Origin of the sequence: Citrobacter sp. A316 (assembly GCF_002042945.1) — a bacterium.
In the GTDB taxonomy this organism is placed as follows: Bacteria; Pseudomonadota; Gammaproteobacteria; order Enterobacterales; family Enterobacteriaceae; genus Citrobacter; species Citrobacter portucalensis.
In genome coordinates this window covers 129,665-150,730 of the sequence record NZ_MVFZ01000011.1, presented here as the reverse complement: position 1 = coordinate 150,730, position 21,066 = coordinate 129,665, and the positions used below count along the sequence as shown (strand labels likewise).

The 21,066-nt window shown below is 51.9% G+C and carries 16 protein-coding genes and 1 pseudogene; 14 read left to right on the top strand and 3 right to left on the bottom strand.

Going from position 1 to position 21,066, the window contains the following annotated elements; all coding sequences use genetic code 11:
- Window positions 1-392: 392 nt before the first annotated feature.
- Window positions 393-1,547, bottom strand: a complete 1,155-nt coding sequence (metK, locus tag BZK41_RS15090; RefSeq protein ID WP_020996311.1) for a methionine adenosyltransferase — start codon at window positions 1,545-1,547, stop codon at window positions 393-395.
- Window positions 1,548-2,086: 539 nt separating this feature from the next.
- Here metK and BZK41_RS27705 point away from each other — a divergent pair.
- From BZK41_RS27705 to speB, 4 genes and pseudogenes are all read left to right on the top strand, one after another.
- Window positions 2,087-2,188, top strand: a pseudogene (locus BZK41_RS27705) (hypothetical protein); the annotation flags it as partial.
- A gap of 258 nt (window positions 2,189-2,446) precedes the next feature.
- A complete protein-coding gene (yqgB, locus tag BZK41_RS15080) occupies window positions 2,447-2,578 on the top strand; it encodes an acid stress response protein YqgB (protein ID WP_003027062.1) in 132 nt (43 codons plus the stop codon).
- An 8-nt stretch (window positions 2,579-2,586) separates the two neighbouring features.
- Window positions 2,587-4,563, top strand: a complete 1,977-nt coding sequence (speA, locus tag BZK41_RS15075) for a biosynthetic arginine decarboxylase (RefSeq protein WP_079938666.1) — start codon at window positions 2,587-2,589, stop codon at window positions 4,561-4,563.
- 237 nt (window positions 4,564-4,800) lie between these two features.
- Window positions 4,801-5,721, top strand: coding sequence for an agmatinase (speB, locus tag BZK41_RS15065; protein WP_003027056.1), 921 nt, complete (start codon window positions 4,801-4,803; stop codon window positions 5,719-5,721).
- 96 nt (window positions 5,722-5,817) lie between these two features.
- On the opposite strand, the gene BZK41_RS15060 is transcribed toward speB, so the two are convergent.
- On the bottom strand, window positions 5,818-6,576 hold the full coding sequence (locus BZK41_RS15060) for a M48 family metallopeptidase (protein ID WP_003825452.1): 759 nt from the start codon (window positions 6,574-6,576) through the stop codon (window positions 5,818-5,820).
- Window positions 6,577-6,855: 279 nt separating this feature from the next.
- On the opposite strand from BZK41_RS15060, the gene tkt reads away from it, so the two are divergent.
- The 4 genes from tkt (at window position 6,856) to fbaA (ending at window position 12,738) form a co-directional block, all read left to right on the top strand.
- The gene (tkt, locus tag BZK41_RS15055) at window positions 6,856-8,847 is read left to right on the top strand and encodes a transketolase (RefSeq protein ID WP_079938664.1); all 1,992 of its coding nucleotides are present in this window, start codon (window positions 6,856-6,858) and stop codon (window positions 8,845-8,847) included.
- Window positions 8,848-9,338: 491 nt separating this feature from the next.
- Window positions 9,339-10,367, top strand: coding sequence for an erythrose-4-phosphate dehydrogenase (gene epd, locus BZK41_RS15050; protein WP_008785759.1), 1,029 nt, complete (start codon window positions 9,339-9,341; stop codon window positions 10,365-10,367).
- Window positions 10,368-10,406: 39 nt separating this feature from the next.
- On the top strand, window positions 10,407-11,570 hold the full coding sequence (pgk, locus tag BZK41_RS15045) for a phosphoglycerate kinase (RefSeq protein ID WP_079938663.1): 1,164 nt from the start codon (window positions 10,407-10,409) through the stop codon (window positions 11,568-11,570).
- Between the two features lie 88 nt (window positions 11,571-11,658).
- Window positions 11,659-12,738, top strand: a complete 1,080-nt coding sequence (gene fbaA, locus BZK41_RS15040) for a class II fructose-bisphosphate aldolase (protein WP_003027029.1) — start codon at window positions 11,659-11,661, stop codon at window positions 12,736-12,738.
- A 116-nt stretch (window positions 12,739-12,854) separates the two neighbouring features.
- Here fbaA and BZK41_RS15035 read toward each other — a convergent pair whose 3' ends face one another.
- On the bottom strand, window positions 12,855-13,760 hold the full coding sequence (locus tag BZK41_RS15035) for a carbamate kinase (RefSeq protein WP_079938662.1): 906 nt from the start codon (window positions 13,758-13,760) through the stop codon (window positions 12,855-12,857).
- A gap of 304 nt (window positions 13,761-14,064) precedes the next feature.
- Between BZK41_RS15035 and BZK41_RS15030 the strand changes: the two genes are divergently transcribed.
- From BZK41_RS15030 to BZK41_RS15005, 6 genes are all read left to right on the top strand, one after another.
- Window positions 14,065-15,288: an MFS transporter gene (locus tag BZK41_RS15030; RefSeq protein WP_079938661.1), complete on the top strand. Its 1,224-nt coding sequence runs from the start codon at window positions 14,065-14,067 to the stop codon at window positions 15,286-15,288.
- Between the two features lie 12 nt (window positions 15,289-15,300).
- Entirely contained in the window at window positions 15,301-16,962 is a 1,662-nt protein-coding gene (locus BZK41_RS15025; RefSeq protein ID WP_079938660.1) for an acyl-CoA synthetase FdrA, read from the top strand.
- Window positions 16,963-16,978: 16 nt separating this feature from the next.
- Entirely contained in the window at window positions 16,979-18,241 is a 1,263-nt protein-coding gene (locus tag BZK41_RS15020) for a DUF1116 domain-containing protein (protein ID WP_079938659.1), read from the top strand.
- Between the two features lie 105 nt (window positions 18,242-18,346).
- Window positions 18,347-19,180 carry a DUF2877 domain-containing protein gene (locus BZK41_RS15015; RefSeq protein ID WP_079938658.1) on the top strand — a complete coding sequence of 278 codons (834 nt, stop codon included), beginning with the start codon at window positions 18,347-18,349 and terminating at the stop codon, window positions 19,178-19,180.
- On the top strand, window positions 19,137-20,069 hold the full coding sequence (gene allS / locus BZK41_RS15010; protein ID WP_079938657.1) for an HTH-type transcriptional activator AllS: 933 nt from the start codon (window positions 19,137-19,139) through the stop codon (window positions 20,067-20,069). Before BZK41_RS15015 ends, allS begins: the two co-directional genes overlap by 44 nt.
- Before the next feature lie 130 nt (window positions 20,070-20,199).
- Complete coding sequence (locus tag BZK41_RS15005) at window positions 20,200-21,060, top strand: small-conductance mechanosensitive channel MscS (RefSeq protein WP_079938656.1); 861 nt, start codon at window positions 20,200-20,202, stop codon at window positions 21,058-21,060.
- The last annotated feature ends 6 nt before the right edge of the window (window positions 21,061-21,066 follow it).

Here is a 21,066-nt window from a genome sequence, read left to right as displayed (position 1 = left end):
CGGTTGGGTAGCTAGTTTTGTTGATGTTAAGGGTAGGTGAGTACGGGGTAAAAAAATGCGAATCACATCACATTAGTGTAATCGCTTACACTATCATTTACGTGGGCTATTAGTTAATTCATTGAAAGTTAACATTATTTATTGTGATTAAATAATGTCATTCGCCTGGTTTTAAGACAATGATGAAAGGTAATGTAACAGTGATGCAAGTGTGCTGACTAAGAGATGTTAATTCAAGGTAGAGGGAAATATGGTGTGATGTAATCGCTTTCATTTTCATTTAAAACAATAGTGATCAGCGCGGTTTGGCGATGGATGTGGGAGGGGAGATAGGTATAAAAAAAGACCAGCGTGAGGCTGGTCTTCATAAGCGGCGTTAAGTCTGTTTTAAATTACTTCAGACCGGCAGCGTCGCGCAGCAACTGTGCTTTGTCGGTTTTTTCCCATGGGAAATGTTCGCGACCAAAGTGACCGTAAGCGGCGGTTTCTTTGTAAATCGGGTGCAGCAGATCCAGCATCTGAATCAGGCCATACGGGCGCAGATCGAAGAACTCACGCACCAGCAGGGTCAGCTGCTCTGAAGGCACTTTTTCAGTACCGAACGTTTCCACCATGATCGAGGTCGGTTCCGCCACGCCGATTGCGTAGGAAACCTGAATCTCGCAGCGGTCAGCCAGGCCTGCGGCAACGATGTTTTTCGCTACGTAACGGGCTGCATAGGCTGCGGAACGGTCAACTTTAGACGGATCTTTACCAGAGAATGCACCGCCGCCGTGACGCGCCATGCCGCCGTAGGTATCAACGATGATTTTACGACCGGTCAGACCACAGTCGCCCATCGGGCCGCCGATAACGAAACGACCAGTTGGGTTGATGAAGAATTTGGTCGAAGCGGTCAGCCATTCGGTCGGCAGTACCGGCTTGATGATCTCTTCCATAACGGCTTCTTGCAGCGATTTCTGGTCGATATCTTCAGAGTGCTGAGTAGACAGAACAACAGCATCAATACCGACGATTTTGCCGTCGTCATACTGGAAGGTTACCTGGCTTTTTGCATCCGGACGCAGCCAGGATAAGGTGCCGTTTTTACGCACTTCAGCCTGACGCTGCACCAGACGGTGAGCATAGGTAATAGGTGCTGGCATCAGCACGTCGGTTTCGTTGGTTGCATAACCAAACATCAGGCCCTGGTCGCCTGCGCCCTGTTCCAGCGGATCGGCACGGTCAACACCCTGGTTGATGTCCGGAGACTGTTTACCAATCGCGCTCAGTACCGCACAAGAGTTGGCGTCAAAGCCCATGTCGGAATGCACATAGCCAATTTCGCGAACCGTGTTACGGGTGATCTCTTCGATATCAACCCATGCGCTGGTGGTGATCTCACCGCCAACTAAAACCATTCCGGTCTTGACGTAGGTTTCGCAGGCAACGCGTGCTTTCGGATCCTGTTCAAGGATTGCATCCAGCACGGCATCAGAGATTTGGTCAGCGATTTTGTCAGGATGCCCTTCTGATACGGACTCGGACGTAAAAAGGTGTTTTGCCATATTTAATTTCACCTAAGGAGAATTTGGTTAGCTCAAACTGTCGAGTGGAATAGCCATGTGTAGAAGATTCTACCATGAGTCTGCAGATGGCGGACACTGGCAGTCTGAGTGTTAATCGGTATAGATGGATTAACATCTGGACGGCTATTTTAGGACAGTTCTTCGCCTGATTTCCAGCTTTTTTTGATTGAGGTCGCATTGTACTGAAAATGTAACTGGAAATTTTTCCTGACGGTGCTGGCAATGTGCATATTTATCTTTTGCATTTTCGTACTGTTGTCGGTATAAAACGCGGCGCGCGGCTCATATCCGTCATACTTCAAGTTGCATGTGCGTTGGCTCCTCGCTCGCCCCAGTCACTTACTCATGTAAGCTCCCTGGGACTCTCTGCGTTGCCGCCTTCCCACAACTCGAATTATTTAGGATAGACAAAAGCACACGACGTTTTCATCGTGTTGCCACTTCCAGCCGGGTTAACACTTTAGCTTTGGCTTGTGGGTTCGTTCCGTAAGGAGCAACCGTGGAGGTGATACGAGATAATGAACCGTTGTATTCTGCTGAATCTGTCGCACCGTCCTGGTGTACACATGTCCCCCGCAATCTGCATCTCTGCTTTGCATACCTGTCGATGTTATATACACAAAATCATTTATGCTGCGTCGAGGCGGCAAGTGAATGAGTTCCCTGAACGTACGAGTAGTACGTGACTGGGGCGAATGAGCGTAGCCAACAAAGAGGCTGCATGAAGGATGAAGTGTATACCCATCTCGGCGTATCTCAGGACTCAAGAGCCGGTAACGGTCACTAAGAACTGAACAAGGGCGCTCTTGGTAAACAAAAGTTTTCTCGTGGTTTCGCCGAACCGTCAGCATTAAGTTCGGTTACGTGTTTACATTGATATGAAAAAGAAACCGGTCGCACAGTCGGAGCGTCAGCACTATCTGCTGCAAATTCTGCCTGTATTTGGGTTGTTATCGCGTCTTCGGATTGCGATAGTAGTCAACTGTTTTACACTTGTTAATAAAATTTGAGGTTCGCTATGTCTGACGACATTTCTTTGGGTTCGCCTTCGTCAGCAGGCGAACACGGTGTACTACGCTCCATGCAGGAGGTTGCAATGAGTTCCCAGGAAGCCAGCAAGATGCTGCGTACTTACAATATTGCCTGGTGGGGTAATAACTACTATGACGTCAATGAACTGGGTCACATCAGCGTGTGCCCGGATCCGGACGTACCCGAAGCGCGCGTTGACCTTGCTGAGTTGGTGAAAGCCCGTGAAGCGCAGGGCCAGCGTTTGCCTGCATTGTTCTGCTTCCCGCAGATCCTGCAACACCGTCTGCGTTCGATTAACGCCGCGTTTAAACGCGCCCGTGAATCTTACGGTTACAACGGTGACTATTTCCTCGTTTACCCGATCAAGGTCAACCAGCACCGTCGCGTGATTGAATCTCTGATCCACTCCGGCGAACCGCTGGGGCTGGAAGCGGGTTCCAAAGCTGAACTGATGGCCGTTCTGGCCCATGCCGGAATGACCCGTAGCGTGATCGTGTGTAACGGTTATAAAGACCGCGAATATATCCGTCTGGCGCTGATTGGCGAGAAGATGGGCCATAAGGTCTATCTGGTCATCGAGAAGATGTCTGAAATCGCTATTGTGCTGGATGAAGCTGAACGCCTGAATGTTGTTCCGCGTCTGGGCGTGCGTGCGCGTCTGGCGTCGCAGGGTTCCGGCAAGTGGCAGTCCTCCGGCGGTGAAAAATCAAAATTCGGCCTGGCGGCAAACCAGGTGCTGCAGCTGGTAGAGATTCTGCGCGAACGCGGCCGTCTGGACAGCATTCAGTTGCTGCACTTCCATCTCGGCTCACAGATGGCGAACATTCGTGATATCGCCACCGGCGTACGTGAATCGGCGCGTTTCTACGTTGAGCTGCACAAACTTGGCGTCAACATCCAGTGCTTCGACGTGGGCGGTGGTCTGGGCGTGGATTACGAAGGTACCCGTTCGCAGTCTGACTGTTCCGTAAACTACGGTCTGAACGAATACGCCAACAACATCATCTGGGCTATTGGCGACGCCTGTGAAGAACACGGTCTGCCGCATCCGACGGTAATCACCGAATCCGGTCGTGCGGTTACCGCGCACCATACCGTGCTGGTATCTAACATTATCGGCGTTGAGCGTAGCGAAAACACAGAAGCAACGCCTCCGGCTGACGATGCGCCGCGTGCTCTGCAAAGCATGTGGGAAACCTGGCAAGAAATGCATGAACCGGGAACCCGTCGTTCGCTGCGTGAATGGCTGCACGACAGCCAGATGGATCTGCACGATATTCATGTTGGTTACTCTTCAGGCGCCTTTAGCCTGCAAGAGCGCGCGTGGGCTGAGCAGCTTTATCTGAACATGTGCCATGAAGTGCAGAAACAACTCGACCCGAGCAACCGCGCGCACCGTCCGATTATCGACGAGCTGCAGGAGCGTATGGCGGATAAGATTTACGTCAACTTCTCGCTGTTCCAGTCGATGCCGGATGCGTGGGGTATCGATCAGCTGTTCCCGGTAATGCCGCTGGAAGGGTTGAACCAGGTGCCTGAACGCCGTGCGGTGCTGTTGGATATCACCTGCGACTCTGATGGCGCGATCGATCACTACGTTGACGGTGATGGCATTGCGACCACTATGCCGATGCCGGAATACGACCCGGAGAACCCGCCGATGCTGGGCTTCTTTATGGTCGGCGCGTACCAGGAGATCCTCGGCAACATGCACAACCTGTTCGGTGATACCGAAGCGGTTGACGTGTTTGTCTTCCCTGACGGCAGCGTAGAAGTTGAGCTGTCCGACGAAGGGGATACCGTGGCGGATATGCTGCAGTACGTGCAGTTGGATCCGAACACCCTGCTGACGCAGTTCCGTGACCAGGTGAAGAACACCGATCTGGATACCGAGCTGCAGCAACAGTTCCTCGAAGAGTTTGAGGCCGGTCTGTACGGTTATACTTATCTGGAAGATGAGTAACGATAAATGCCCGCTGGCGCTGCGCTTACCGGGCCTACGAAAGTAGGCCGGATAAGGCGAAGCCGCCATCCGGCAGTCGGAATCCGCGGGGGCAGCATTTATGGCTCTCACTTGAATCCGTACAAAATAACGGCGATAATTTGCCGTAAATATGCAGTTACCAAATCAATCCCTTCCTCGTCGGGCTTAACGACGCGGAGGGGATTTTTTTTCATCGATTTTTAAAGAGGTCAGTACATGAGCACCTTAGGTCATCAATACGACAACTCCCTGGTTTCTAACGCCTTTGGTTTTTTACGTCTGCCGATGAACTTCATGCCATACGATAGCGACGCCGACTGGGTGATCACCGGCGTACCGTTTGATATGGCAACGTCTGGCCGCGCGGGCGGTCGTCATGGTCCGGCGGCAATCCGTCAGGTTTCCACTAACCTGGCGTGGGAGCACAACCGCTTCCCGTGGAACTTCGATATGCGCGAACGCCTGAACGTGGTGGACTGTGGCGATCTGGTTTACGCGTTCGGTGATGCCCGTGAAATGAGTGAAAAACTGCAGGCGCATGCTGAGAAGCTGCTTTCTGCCGGTAAGCGCATGCTCTCCTTTGGCGGCGACCACTTCGTCACGCTGCCGCTGCTGCGCGCGCACGCTAAACACTTTGGTAAAATGGCACTGGTGCACTTTGATGCCCACACCGACACCTACGCGAACGGCTGCGAATTCGACCATGGCACCATGTTCTACACGGCCCCGAACGAAGGGCTGATCGATCCGAATCACTCTGTGCAGATTGGTATTCGTACCGAATTCGACAAAGACAACGGCTTTACCGTGTTGGATGCCTGCCAGGTGAACGATCGCAGCGTAGATGACATCATCGCCCAGGTTAAGCAGATTGTCGGTGATATGCCGGTGTATCTGACCTTTGATATCGACTGCCTGGATCCAGCATTTGCGCCGGGTACCGGTACGCCAGTAATTGGCGGTCTGACTTCCGATCGCGCGATCAAGCTGGTACGTGGTCTGAAAGATCTGAACATCGTCGGGATGGACGTTGTTGAAGTGGCTCCGGCCTACGATCAGTCAGAGATCACCGCACTGGCGGCGGCTACGCTGGCTCTGGAAATGCTGTACATTCAGGCGGCGAAGAAAGGCGAATAAGTTGTTTTGCCGGATGGCGCTAACGCTTATCCGGCCTACAGGTAGTTGATGCTTGTAGGCCGGATAAGCGTTAGCGCCATCCGGCACGATTAACGGTTATTTGATCCCGTCTGCGCTCATGCGATCGCGAATATGTTGCGCACGTTCTGCGGATGCCGGGTGATCGTCAAACATTGAGCTTTGACGTCCAGCTTCCAGTTTGGCCAGTTTCTCAAAGCTGGTGGCTAAACCTGCCGGATTGATCCCACGTTTGCGCAACAAATCATACGAGTAATCATCCGCCTCGGATTCCTGACGCTGGGAGAACTGCGAGTTCACCAGTTTCTCGCCAAGATCGCCCAATTGCGACTGCGACAGGCTGCCGACAATACCGCCTGCGGAGGCCGCTGCTGCACGTACGGCGTTGGTACCTAGCGCAACCTGCATACCTTTTTTCACGTGACCCAGCGCGACGTGGCCCATTTCATGGCCGATCACCGCTTCGACTTCGTTGTCAGTCATCATATCCATCAGGCCGCTGTACACACGGATACAGCCGTTTGCCATGGCAAAGGCATTCACATCTTTCGCCATATAGACTTTGTAGTTCACCGGCTGGCCGTTAATGTTATCGCCAAGTGCGGCGGCGATTTTGCCAAGACGCGTTGCGTACTCGCTGCTGGCCGGGGCAATAGTAGCCTTGCTGTCCATATCTTTACAGGCCTGATCGCTCAGCGCTTTTACCTGAGCATCGCTCAGACTGTAGGCCTGAAAAGCCTCCGCGCCAGAAGAAAGCAGTCCGTTGGAGTCCATGTTCTGGCAGCCGGTCAATGCCGCAGCCATGCTCGTAGCAAGCAGTAAAGCGCGAATTTTCATTTTTTCTCTTCCGCACAAAGTCAGGATTATTCTAAAAATTACGTCGTTTGCAGGTGAACCGACGCTCGGCCTAAGTATAAAGAAAAGAACAATACGCGGGCGAGAAGATTGCGCAACTTGCGCGCATGATCCAGAGATTTCTGAAGCGGTAAAAGGATGCTCCATGTACATGACACGCGGCTTGGGTTACATTGTTGGCACTTTTTTCCGGCGTAGCCCAAAACGCGCTGTCGTCAAGTCGTTTAGGGCGTGGCCTTCATTATCCGATCTGGAGTCAAAATGTCCTCACGTAAAGAGCTTGCCAATGCTATTCGTGCGCTGAGCATGGACGCAGTACAGAAAGCCAAATCCGGTCACCCGGGTGCCCCGATGGGTATGGCTGACATTGCCGAAGTCCTGTGGCGTGATTTCCTGAACCACAACCCGACTAACCCGTCCTGGGCTGACCGCGACCGCTTCGTGCTGTCCAACGGTCACGGATCCATGCTGATTTATAGCCTGCTGCACCTCACCGGCTATGATCTGCCGATGTCCGAGCTGCAGAACTTCCGTCAGCTGCACTCCAAAACTCCGGGTCACCCGGAAGTGGGTTACACCGCGGGTGTTGAAACCACTACGGGTCCTTTGGGTCAGGGCATTGCGAATGCAGTGGGTATGGCTATCGCTGAAAAAACGCTGGCGGCGCAGTTTAACCGTCCAGGTCACGACATCGTTGACCACTTCACCTACGCTTTCATGGGTGACGGCTGCATGATGGAAGGTATCTCTCACGAGGTATGTTCCCTGGCTGGTACGCTGAAGCTGGGCAAACTGGTTGCGTTCTACGATGACAACGGCATCTCTATCGATGGCCACGTTGAAGGCTGGTTCACCGATGACACCGCGAAGCGTTTTGAAGCTTACGGCTGGCACGTGGTTCGTGGCGTTGATGGCCACGATGCTGACGCGATTAAGCGCGCAGTTGAAGAAGCACGCGCAGTGACTGACAAACCGTCCCTGCTGATGTGCAAAACCATCATCGGTTTCGGTTCCCCGAACAAAGCGGGTACTCATGACTCTCACGGTGCACCGCTGGGCGATGCAGAAATCGCACTGACCCGTGAACAGCTGGGCTGGAAATACGCGCCGTTCGAAATCCCGTCTGAAATCTACGCGCAGTGGGATGCGAAAGAAGCCGGTCAGGCAAAAGAAGCTGCATGGAACGAGAAGTTCGCTGCTTATGCGAAAGCCTTCCCGCAGGAAGCGGCTGAATTCACCCGTCGTATGAAAGGTGAAATGCCGTCTGACTTCGACGCAAAAGCGAACGAGTTCATTGCTAAGCTGCAGGCTAATCCGGCGAAAATTGCCAGCCGTAAAGCTTCTCAGAATGCGATTGAAGCCTTCGGTCCTCTGCTGCCTGAATTCCTCGGCGGCTCCGCTGACCTGGCACCGTCTAACCTGACGCTGTGGTCTGGTTCGAAAGCAATTAACGAAGATACTGCCGGTAACTACATCCATTACGGTGTGCGCGAATTCGGTATGACCGCTATCGCGAACGGTATCTCCCTGCACGGTGGTTTCCTGCCGTACACCTCCACCTTCCTGATGTTCGTGGAATATGCCCGTAATGCGGTGCGTATGGCTGCGCTGATGAAACAGCGTCAGGTAATGGTCTACACCCACGACTCCATCGGTCTGGGCGAAGACGGCCCGACTCACCAGCCGGTAGAGCAGGTTGCTTCTCTGCGTGTGACCCCGAACATGAGCACATGGCGTCCGTGTGACCAGGTTGAATCCGCCGTTGCGTGGAAATACGGCGTTGAGCGTCAGGACGGCCCGACCGCGCTGATCCTCTCCCGCCAGAACCTGGCACAGCAGGAGCGTACCGAAGAGCAGCTGGCAAACATCGCTCGCGGTGGTTACGTGCTGAAAGACTGCGACGGTCAACCGGAACTGATCTTCATCGCTACCGGTTCTGAAGTTGAGCTGGCTGTGGCTGCGTGGGACAAACTGACTGCCGAAGGCGTGAAGGCGCGCGTGGTTTCCATGCCGTCTACCGACGCGTTCGACAAGCAGGATGCCGCTTACCGCGAATCCGTGCTGCCGAAAGCTGTCTCTGCTCGTGTGGCAATTGAAGCGGGTATCGCCGACTACTGGTTCAAATACGTGGGCCTGAATGGCGCTATCGTCGGTATGACCACCTTCGGTGAGTCTGCTCCGGCAGAGCTGCTGTTTGAAGAGTTCGGCTTCACCGTAGACAACGTTGTCGCGAAAGCAAAAGAACTGCTGTAATTTCGATTACAGGTGAAAACGGGTCGCTCAGGCGGCCCGTTTTTTTTGCTTTTCAGGAACGCGCCGCGCGTTGCGCAATCGCATGGCGCAGTCTGCTATCCAGAGCGCCTGCGGCCATCGTTGAGGAGTTCCGGGACTCGCACCTTGCGCTGGTGATTAGATGTTGGTTAGGGGGCTTTCTGATTTAAATCAGGTTGTGTAACACGACAACGAAATAATTTTGTTACGGTTATTCGTCATTCTGGAATATGGAATAAATTTAGCGTTGAAGGGCGTTGAAATGTGACGCAAGTCAGATAATTGTGTTCTGTTGCTGGACAATCATTCCTTTTATTCCGCGTTTCGCTTATTCTAGCTGAAGCGTTTCAGTCGATTAAATGTTCGACAATTAACCAATTAGTCGCAGTTTGCGACAGGTAAGGTTTCCCTGAGCGATTTGCTGCATTACTCTGTCTGCCACATCGTTTCTGAGAAATCCTTGCAGGAGACCTATGACCGTACGCGTAGCGATTAATGGTTTCGGTCGCATCGGACGCAACGTGGTTCGTGCTTTGTATGAATCCGGGCGTCGGGCGGAAATCACCGTGGTGGCAATCAACGAACTTGCGGATGCTGCAGGCATGGCGCATTTGTTGAAATATGACACCAGCCATGGACGTTTTGCCTGGGATGTTCGTCAGGAACGTGACCAGCTCATCGTTGGCGATGACGCGATCCGCATTCTGCATGAGCGAACACTCGATGCGCTTCCATGGCGCGAACTGGGTGTCGACATCGTGCTGGATTGTACGGGGGTCTTCGGCAATCGCGAACACGGCGAGGCGCATATTGCCGCTGGTGCAAAAAAAGTGCTCTTTTCACATCCTGGTAGTCACGACATCGACGCAACCGTTGTGTATGGCGTTAATCAGGATCAGCTGCGCGCTGAGCACCGGATCGTTTCCAACGCTTCCTGCACCACGAATTGCATAATACCCGTCATTAAATTGCTGGATGATGCTTACGGCATTGAGTCTGGTACCGTCACCACGATCCACTCCGCGATGCACGATCAGCAGGTTATTGATGCTTATCATCCTGACCTGCGTCGCACGCGAGCGGCCAGCCAGTCGATTATTCCGGTTGATACCAAACTGGCGGCGGGCATCACGCGAATTTTCCCGCAGTTTAACGATCGTTTTGAAGCGATAGCGGTGCGTGTACCGACCATAAATGTGACGGCGATCGACTTAAGTGTGACGGTGAAAAAACCAGTAAAAGCCAGTGAAGTCAACCAGTTGCTGCAAAAAGCAGCACAAGGTGCATTTCATGGTATAGTTGACTATACGGAATTACCGTTGGTCTCTGTAGATTTTAACCACGACCCGCACAGCGCCATCGTTGATGGTACGCAAACGCGTGTGAGTGGCGCTCACCTGATCAAAACGCTGGTCTGGTGTGATAATGAATGGGGCTTTGCTAACCGTATGCTCGACACTACGTTAGCGATGGCTGCTATTGGTTTCAGGCTCGACGCTTGAGCGTCGACAAAACTTTATGAATCAACGAGAGGATTCACCATGTCTGTAATTAAGATGACCGATCTGGATCTGGCTGGTAAACGCGTTTTTATCCGTGCGGACCTGAACGTACCAGTTAAAGAAGGGAAAGTAACCAGCGATGCGCGTATCCGTGCTTCACTGCCAACCATCGAGCTGGCCCTGAAACAGGGTGCAAAAGTGATGGTAACTTCCCACCTGGGTCGTCCTACCGAAGGCGAGTACAACGAAGAATTCTCTCTGCTGCCGGTTGTTAACTACCTGAAAGACAAACTGTCTGCTCCGGTTCGCCTGGTAAAAGATTACCTGGACGGCGTTGAAGTCGCTGCCGGTGAACTGGTGGTTCTGGAAAACGTTCGCTTCAACAAAGGCGAGAAGAAAGACGACGAAGCACTGTCCAAAAAATATGCTGCGCTGTGCGACGTATTCGTAATGGACGCTTTCGGTACAGCTCACCGTGCACAGGCTTCTACTCACGGTATCGGTAAATTCGCTGATGTAGCTTGCGCAGGTCCTCTGCTGGCTGCTGAGCTGGATGCACTGGGTAAAGCGCTGAAAGAACCTGCTCGTCCGATGGTTGCTATCGTTGGCGGTTCTAAAGTTTCTACCAAACTGACCGTTCTGGATTCTCTGTCAAAAATCGCTGACCAGCTGATCGTTGGCGGTGGTATCGCAAACACCTTCGTTGCCGCTCAAGGCCACAACGTGGGTAAATCCCTGTACGAAGCTGACCTGGTTGAAGAAGCTAAGCGTCTGCTGACCACTTGCGACATCCCGGTCCCAACCGACGTTCGCGTAGCGACTGAATTCTCTGAAACTGCACCGGCTACTTTGAAGTCCGTTAGCGATGTGAAAGAAGACGAGCAGATCCTGGACATCGGCGACGCTTCTGCACAGCAGCTGGCTGACATCCTGAAGAATGCGAAAACCATTCTGTGGAATGGCCCGGTTGGCGTGTTCGAATTCCCGAACTTCCGCAAAGGTACTGAAATCGTTGCTAACGCTATCGCAGACAGCGAAGCATTCTCTATCGCAGGCGGCGGTGACACCCTGGCAGCAATCGACCTGTTCGGCATTGCTGACAAAATCTCCTACATCTCAACTGGCGGCGGCGCATTCCTCGAATTCGTGGAAGGCAAAGTACTGCCAGCAGTAGCGATGCTCGAAGAGCGCGCTAAAAAGTAAGAATTTAATGGGCAGGGAAACCTGCCCAATTATTAGCGTGCTATAGAGCGCGCGCCCTTTCCAAGGCCGAAGATACAGGACCCGCAACATGTCTAAAATTTTTGATTTCGTAAAACCAGGCGTAATCACTGGTGATGACGTACAGAAAGTTTTCCAGGTAGCTAAAGAAAACAATTTTGCTCTGCCAGCAGTTAACTGCGTTGGTACCGACTCCATCAACGCCGTTCTGGAAACCGCTGCAAAAGTTAAAGCGCCGGTAATCGTACAGTTCTCCAACGGTGGTGCTTCTTTCATCGCGGGTAAAGGCGTGAAGTCCGACGTTCCTCAGGGCGCTGCAATCCTGGGTGCTATCTCTGGCGCGCATCACGTTCACCAGATGGCTGAACACTACGGTGTTCCGGTTATTCTGCACACTGACCACTGCGCGAAGAAACTGCTGCCGTGGATCGACGGTCTGCTGGACGCGGGTGAAAAACACTTCGCAGCAACCGGTAAACCGCTGTTCTCTTCTCACATGATCGACCTGTCTGAAGAGTCTCTGGAAGAGAACATCGAAATCTGCTCCAAATACCTGGCGCGCATGTCCAAAATGGGCATGACCCTGGAAATCGAACTGGGTTGCACCGGTGGCGAAGAAGACGGCGTGGACAACAGCCACATGGACGCTTCCGCACTGTACACCCAGCCGGAAGACGTTGATTACGCATACACCGAGCTGAGCAAAATCAGCCCGCGTTTCACCATCGCCGCTTCCTTCGGTAACGTACACGGCGTTTACAAGCCGGGTAACGTCGTTCTGACCCCGACCATCCTGCGCGACTCTCAGGACTATGTTTCTAAGAAACATAACCTGCCGCACAACAGCCTGAACTTCGTCTTCCACGGCGGTTCCGGTTCTACTGCTCAGGAAATCAAAGACTCCGTAAGCTACGGCGTAGTGAAAATGAACATCGACACCGATACCCAATGGGCTACCTGGGAAGGCGTTCTGAACTACTACAAAGCAAACGAAGCTTACCTGCAGGGCCAGCTGGGCAACCCGAAAGGCGAAGATCAGCCGAACAAGAAATACTACGATCCGCGCGTATGGCTGCGTGCTGGTCAGGCAACCATGATCACCCGTCTGGAACAGGCTTTCAAAGAACTGAACGCGGTTGACGTTCTGTAATTTACGCCGTTCTACGTGACATGAGGCCCGCAAATGCGGGCCTTTTTTATTGCCATTTCAATGTACTGCTGGCTGTCGCTGTAGCCAGATAAGGCGTTGCCGCATCCGGAAAAAGATTACGGTGTTACGCAGGTGCCTTTCTCGCCAGCCAGAATCAGCGGGGCGTCTTTTAACGCGCCGATAAACGCAGTATTACCGGTCTGCTTAGCGAACTGGATAACAGCCGCTGCTTTTGGTCCCATTGCGCCGTCAGGTGAGGCAAAAGGCGACATTTCCTCTGCTGTTACGTGCCGCAATGCGCGTGCCTGCGGAGTTCCCCAATTTTCATAGACTGCATCGGCATCAGTCAGAATCAGCAGGTGATCGGCATTAATGGAGCTGGCCAGTACCGCCGCCGTCAGGTCTTTATCGATCACCGCTTCGGTGCCCTTATACCCGTCATCTTCGGCGACAACCGGAACGCCGCCACCGCCGCAGCAAATCACCGTGTGTCCTACTTCCATTAGCGCATGAATCGCTTGGCTGTCGATAATGTTCTGTGGCGTTGGTGAGGGAACGACCCGACGAATGTATTGTCCATCGGCCTTCATCGTCCAGCCGTAGCGAGCCTCCAGTTCCTCTTGTTGCTCCGGTTGGTAGACTGGGCCGATATACTTGCCTGGCGCAGAAAAGGCCTCATCCTGTGGGTTGACCTCTACACGCGTCATCAGCGTCGTAACGGGAACACTACCAGCGGAATTTGTGAGCGCCTCAGCTATTGCGATGCCAATCATCCCCTGGCTTTCGGCGACCAGAATGTCCAGCGGCCAGGCGGGGGATTCCAGGTATGCTGCATTTTGCAGTGCCAGTAGGCCCACCTGCGGCCCATTCCCGTGAACAATCACCAGTTGGTAATCCCGCGTCAGTGAAGTGACCATTTGGGAAAAAAGCTTAATGTTTCGTTGTTGGTTTTCTGCACTCAGAATTTCACCGCGCTGTAATAACGCATTGCCGCCTAGGGCAATAACCAGTTTCTTTTTCATTATGACCTCAATGTGAATAATATTTCGCGGTAAAAATATCGTGATTGTTTTTTTATAATGTGACTAACCCAACAATACCAGGAACCTAAAAAATCATTGGTTAATGTGCATGGCGCTTATTTAAATTGATTTAATAATGATTGTTAGATTTTTTTTAATAATGCTAGTGTCAATCACTAGGAATTTAAGACAATAGATTTTGTGTGACTTTGTTCAAAAGAAAAGATGATTTTGCCCGATAAGGTAGATTTAGTTTAAACCTCTTTCCTCATCTGTTGGGGAAGCTAATGTTCGGAGACAGTTTATGTCTGAATCATGTGAAGTGACTGAGGTCACAAAGAAAAAAGGAATGCCGGCCTGGTGGGTCACTATTTTTCTGTTCTGGCTAGGATGGATCTTCATGTATGCCGATCGGACAATATTGAACCCGGTGATGGGTGAATTGGAGAAAGAGTTTGGTTTGAGCGGAACGCAATTAGGTATTCTTAATTCTGTTTTCTATTTTTCTTATGCTTTATTACAGGTTCCGGCAGGAATTCTGGGTGATAAAATTGGTAAGAAAAAAGTGCTGGTGCCTGGCTTTATTCTGTTTGGTGTTTTCACTGCGGTAACTGGTTGGGCAAAAAGTTGGTACACGCTGCTATTTGCACGGGTGATAACCGGTGCAGGAGAGGGTACGTACTACGGACCACAATACGGCTTATCCTCTGAGCAAATCCCCAAAAAATACCGCTCATTGGGCAGTGCGATCATCAACAGTGGTATGGCCTTCGGTATTGCGCTGGGGCTGATGGCTTCAAGCTGGCTGGTCTATGAAAAGGGCTTCTCATGGCGCATGCCGTTTTATGCAATGGCTATCCCGTCAGTACTGGTTGGTGTCGCCATTTGGCTATTTGTGAAAGAGAAAAAGCGGGTCGCGGATGCCGATGGTAAACAGGTACAAAAAGGTAAATTTAGCGACCTCCTGAAGAACCGGAATTTAATTCTAACCTATATTATGGTGTTTTGTAGCCTGTTTGGGTTCTTCGTCATTCTTACATGGCTTCCTTATTATCTGCAAAGTGAGCGCGGTATTGCTGGTAGTGAAACCGGGTTTATTTCATCGCTGGTGGCCTGGATTTCAATTCCTGGGGCGCTGTTATTCTCAAGCCTGTCGGACAAATTGGGTAAACGTAAACCGTTAATCCTTTTCCTCGTGCCAGTAGCTATTATTAGTATGCTGTCAATTATTTGGATGCCGAATATGACAGGCGTAGTTATCGCTTTGTGTGTTTACGGTCTGGTAGGCAAATTAGCACTGGATCCGGTTCTCGTCGCGCTGGTGGCTGATAGCGTCGATGAAAATAATTACAGTACTGCTTTTGGTTTATTTAATTTTATCGGCATGAGTTCGTCCATTCTGGCACCGATTATTGCCGGTGCGGCACGCGATATAACCGGTAGTCTGGCATCCAGTTTCTATGTGTCCGCCATACTGTTGGGCATCGGACTAGTGGCAATGTTGTTTTTGAAAGAAAAACGTACTTGAGAGGTAGCGGTAATGATTTATGCCTTTATTAAAAAAGGAAGTTTTCAGGACTCCGTCAGCTTGATGATTATTTCTCGTAAATTAAGTGAGCACCCGGAGGTCGATCAAGTTTCTGTCATGATGGGAACACCAGCGAATAAAGCCATGCTGGATTCCACGGGTTTCTGGCACGACGATTTTGCCGATGCCACGCCAAACGATATTTGTGTTGCGGCACGAACCCATGAAGAGCAACCGGAGATCCTCGGATTAATCCGTGAGCAGTTGGAAAAAGAGCTGAGCGCCATCGCCACCTCGTCAGGTAGTTCGCAACAGCTGTTGAAAGCACGCCGCTGGGAAAGTGCCTGCCAGAAACTGCCGCAGGCTAATTTACTGCTGGTTTCTGTGGCCGGTGAATACGCCGCCTCGGTCGCCAGAGATGGGCTGTTAGCCGGTATGAACGTGATGATGTTTTCCGATAACGTGCCGCTGGAACAAGAAGTGGAACTGAAAATTCTGGCGCGTGAGCGCGGGCTGATCGTGATGGGGCCAGACTGCGGTACTGCGATGATTGCCGGCAGCCCACTGGCTTTTGCCAACGTTTTGCCAGAGGGGGGAATTGGGGTCATTGGCGCATCAGGTACCGGTATTCAGGAAATCACGTCGCAGATAGCTCTACATCAGCAGGGGATAAGCCATGCTATTGGTCTGGGCGGACGTGATCTGAGCGCGGAAGTCGGAGGGATTAGCGCGCTAACCGCGCTTGAAATGTTGGCCGCAGATGAAATAACACAAATCATTGCTTTTGTGTCAAAACCACCATCACCGCAGGTCAGAACCCGCATTATTGCTGCGATGCAGAAGGTCGGTAAACCAGTGGTAGCGCTTTTTCTTGGCAGCAAGCCGGAGCAACGCCGTGAAGGGAACGTCTGGCTGGCGAATTCGCTGTCGGATGCGGCGCAGTTGGCTGTTCTGCTGATGCGAGTGTCGCAGCAGCAGGTGCTTCAGCCGAAGGTCACCGGTAAAGGAATTTATGGTCTCTATGCCGGAGGTACCCTCGCCGCAGAGGCCGCAATGCTGCTCTCTGTAGGGATTGGCGTACCGGTTAGTGAAAGTCATGCCAATGGCGTCATGCTGGAGGCGAACGGGCATCGCATTGTTGACCTTGGCGACGACAGCTACACCCTGGGCAGACCGCACCCGATGATCGACCCAACGACGCGCAGCATTGAAATCGAAAAACTGGCTGCAATTCCTGATGTGGGCGTGCTGCTGCTTGATATCGTATTGGGCTTTGGCGCATGTGCCGACCCGGCAGGTGCTGTAGTTGATGCGGTTGAGCGGGTTCGCGACAACCGCGCCGAACCGCTGGTGACCATCGCGACCCTGACTGGTACGGACGCTGATCCGCAGGGGCGTAGCGATCAAATCGATATTTTGCGAGCAGCAGGCATCTCGGTGGTGGAAACATTGGAAGAGGCTGTTTTGCTCGCCATTAGCCTGACCCATTATCAGGATACTAGCGCCGTGCCTGACCACAATCCCTTGCTGGATGGCATCCACGTGATTAACGCAGGGCTGCGTAGCTTTGCGATAGATCTGCAAAGTAGCGGTACGCCGGTAGCGCATTATCAATGGGCTCCAATTGCCGGCGGTAACACCCATCTTGCCAGTTTACTCAAGCAGTTACATTAATTTCAGAGGTACCGATATGTATTCATCTATTGCACAGGCTAACGACGCTATTATTGAACGTATTAAATCTGCGCGCCCGCACTGGGTTGCCGTTTGTCCGGCCAAAGAGGCCGTTGCCGAACTCTCTTCCGGGCGTAAATTACTGCATGCCGGTCCGCCGATTGTTTGGGCTGATATGACTGGGCCGATGCGTGGTGCCTGTATTGGCGCATTGCTGTTTGAGGGTTGGGCAGTGACGGAAGAAGAGGCCATTCGACTGCTTGAGCAAGGTGAGGTGGAATTTATTCCTTGTCATCATGTGGGCGCAGTAGGGCCTATGGGCGGCATCACCTCCGCGAACATGCCGGTACTGGTTGTACGTGACATGGTGCATGGCAATCAGTCCTGCTGCAACCTGAACGAAGGGATTGGCAAAGTGATGCGCTTTGGCGCTTATGGTGACGATGTACAAACCCGGCTTCGTTGGATGCGCGATACCCTGGCTCCGGTGCTTCAGGAAGCATTATCCGGCATGGAAAACGGCATTGATCTGACAGCAATGATGGCCCAGGCAATCACGATGGGCGATGAGTTCCATCAGCGTAATATTGCTGCATCTTCTCTGTTGCTGCGCACGTTGTCGCCGGTTATTGCGGGACTGGATCGTCCGAAGGCGGAAATCATTGAGGTGCTGCAATTCCTGAGCGTAACCGATCAGTTCTTCCTCAACCTGGCGATGGCATACAGCAAAGCGGTTATGGATGCAGCTGCAGTGATTAAAGCCGGATCGGTGGTGACAGCAATGACCCGCAACGGTCGTGAGTTCGGAATTCGCGTCAGCGGTACAGGCGATCGTTGGTTCACCGCACCAGTGAACACGCCACAGGGACTCTTCTTTACGGGTTATAGCCAGACTGATGCTAATCCGGATATCGGTGACAGCGCGATAACCGAAACGTTGGGCATTGGCGGCGCTGCAATGATTGCCGCACCGGGTGTGACGCGTTTTGTTGGTGCGGGTGGTATGGGCGCGGCGCTGGAAACCTCTGAAGAGATGGCAGAAATTTATCTTGCGAATAACCCGCTATTCCAAATCCCATCATGGGATTTCAAGGGGGCGTGTCTGGGGCTTGATATCCGCCGTGTAGTAGAAACAGGGATTACGCCATTGATTAATACCGGTATTGCCCACCGTGAAGCAGGGATTGGTCAGGTTGGGGCTGGAACAGTACGTGCACCGCTGCTGTGCTTTGAAAAAGCGCTGGAGGCGCTGGCGGAAGAGCACCACATTACCGCATGATAAGGTGCCGGATGGTGACGAAATGCGTCTTATCCGGCCTGCAGGTGAATGCATTTTGTAGGCCGGATAAGGCGAGGCCTTCATCCGGCAAATCGGAGTATACCGATGATGATCATCAACGCGCTGGCTTGTGCCGGACTTGATCGACTTCCGGATGGTGAATGGACATTGCACAGTCGTTTCTCGCAAGCGATTAACTTTTGTCATCCTGAGGGTGGGCTGCTTACGCTATTTCGGTATGGTAAGGGTATGGGGCCAGCGGGAGTGTTGTTGAATACTAAGCAATTCTCCAGCTTTGCTCACATTTCTCGTATCTTCAAGCAAGGAAACATTTTGCGAGTGCAGAACATGATGGTTTGCTCTCGTCGAATTCTCGAACTACAACTGCAAGCTAACGCTTTGATCCCCGTAGATCTCTCATGTTATTCGCATCAAACCGGCTTATGCGGTGCGTTGAATCAACCGCCAGAAACTATGCCATATTATCAGGAAATCCTGGCGCAACTTGAATGCTGGCGCTTGGGCTCAGTGCCTGACTGGCGATGGCTTATTGGCCGGGGACCTGGATTAACACCCAGCGGCGATGATGTGCTGACGGGGATGATGGCAGTGTTGCATACCGGGGGGATTTTTACGCAACAGCCTTCTTTTTTACCCCCAGCGGATCAACTTGCGCAACTCACAACTTCGGTAAGCTGCAGTTATCTCAATAGTGCCAGAATTGGCTATTTCGCGACGCCAGTATTGAAGATTATGCGCAGCTTATCATTGGGACGAGATCCGCATTTTGCCGTGCGTAGATTGCTCGCTGTTGGACACACTTCTGGGGCGGATATCATGCTGGGCATAGCGATAGCACAGCGATGGTCACAAGCGGGCTATTCAAGGGGAAGGCATGCTCGATCAGGAAACAATACGTACATTTATTCGGGTCGCTGAGACGGGAAGTTTTTCCCGAGCAGCCTGCTCATTACACAAAACGCCAGCGGCGATCAGCTATCGTATTAAAACGCTGGAAGAGCAGGTTGGGACGCAGATATTTTTGCGCACCACGAGAACCGTTAGCCTGACGCTTGCCGGGCAACATCTGCTGGAGCACTGCCGACAGTGGCTTAATTGGTTAGATGTTATGCCAGATGAACTTCAACAAATTAACGCGGGTGTTGAACGGCAGGTGAACATTGTTATCAATAACTTGCTCTATCAACCGCAAACCGCGGCGGACCTACTGACCTGGCTGCATCAGCAGTTTCCTTTTACTCGTTTTCAAATTTCTCGTCAGGTTTACATGGGAGTATGGGATTCGCTGCTGTATGACGACTTTCAATTGGCAATAGGCGTAACCGGATCTGAATCGCTATCCAATAACATCTCCTTGCTCCCGCTGGGAGAAATTAACTGGAAATTTGTGGTGGCACAGAGTCACCCCCTAGCCAGCCATCCTGGATCAGCGTTATCTGACGATATGCTGCGTCGCTATCCGGCGATAAATATCGAAGATACCTCACGTACTCTTACCCGACGCGTTGCTTGGTTGCTCAGTGGGCAAAAAGAGATCAAGGTTCCTGATCTCAGCACCAAACTTGCCTGCCATTTGAGCGGTCTCGGCGTGGGTTTTTTACCTGAACGGTTATGTCGTCCATATGTTGAGTCTGGGGCATTAGTGGTTCTTGACGTTATGAATCCGCGCCAGCCTTCACCTCTTTCTATTGCCTGGAAGAATGCGGGAAGCGGTAAAGTGGTCAACGAAATTGCGGATGTGTTTAAACGGAAGAATCCTCTGGTTAGTGGCTTTCTTCGAATGGTGGATCACCCTACTGAGTATTGATTTTTTCTATATATAATGTTGGGTCATGTTGAAAAATGGAATATTCGATCGTTTTTGTTTACCTTTAAAAGGTCGTTTTCGTGAGAGTGATCTCATTTGCTATATATTTAATATGACCAAGGAATATTGAATGGAAGATTTGAATGTTGTCGACAGCATAAATGGTGCGGGCACCTGGCTGGTCCGCAATCAGGAGCTGCTGTTAAGCTATGCCGTCAACATCGTTGCGGCCATCGCCATTGTCATTATCGGTATGATTGTGGCGCGCATCGTATCAAACACCGTTAACCGCCTGATGGTGGCACGTAAAATTGATGCAACCGTTGCTGACTTCCTCTCCGCACTGGTGCGCTACGGTATTATCGCGTTCACGCTGATTGCCGCTCTGGGCCGCGTTGGGGTACAAACCGCTTCTGTGATTGCCGTTCTTGGTGCTGCAGGTTTAGCCGTTGGTCTGGCACTACAAGGTTCACTGTCCAACCTCGCCGCCGGCGTACTGTTGGTGATGTTCCGTCCGTTCCGCGCGGGTGAGTATGTAGACCTCGGCGGCGTAGCGGGAACCGTGCTTAACGTGCAGATTTTCTCCACCACTATGCGTACCGTAGACGGTAAGATTGTGGTGATCCCAAACGGTAAAATCATTGCCGGGAACATCATTAACTTCTCTCGTGAGCCAGTTCGTCGTAACGAATTTATCATCGGCGTGGCTTACGACTCCGATATCGATCAGGTGAAAAAAATCCTCACCGATATCATTCAGTCTGACGAGCGTATCCTTAAAGATCGTGAAATGACGGTGCGCCTGAATGAACTGGGTGCTTCCTCGATTAATTTCGTCGTACGCGTCTGGAGCAACAGCAGCGATCTGCAAAGCGTCTACTGGGACGTACTGGAACGTATTAAACGCGAGTTTGACGCCAACGGTATCAGCTTCCCGTACCCGCAGATGGATGTGAACTTCAAGCGTGTGAAAGAGCGCGCGGCAGAGTAATTGCGT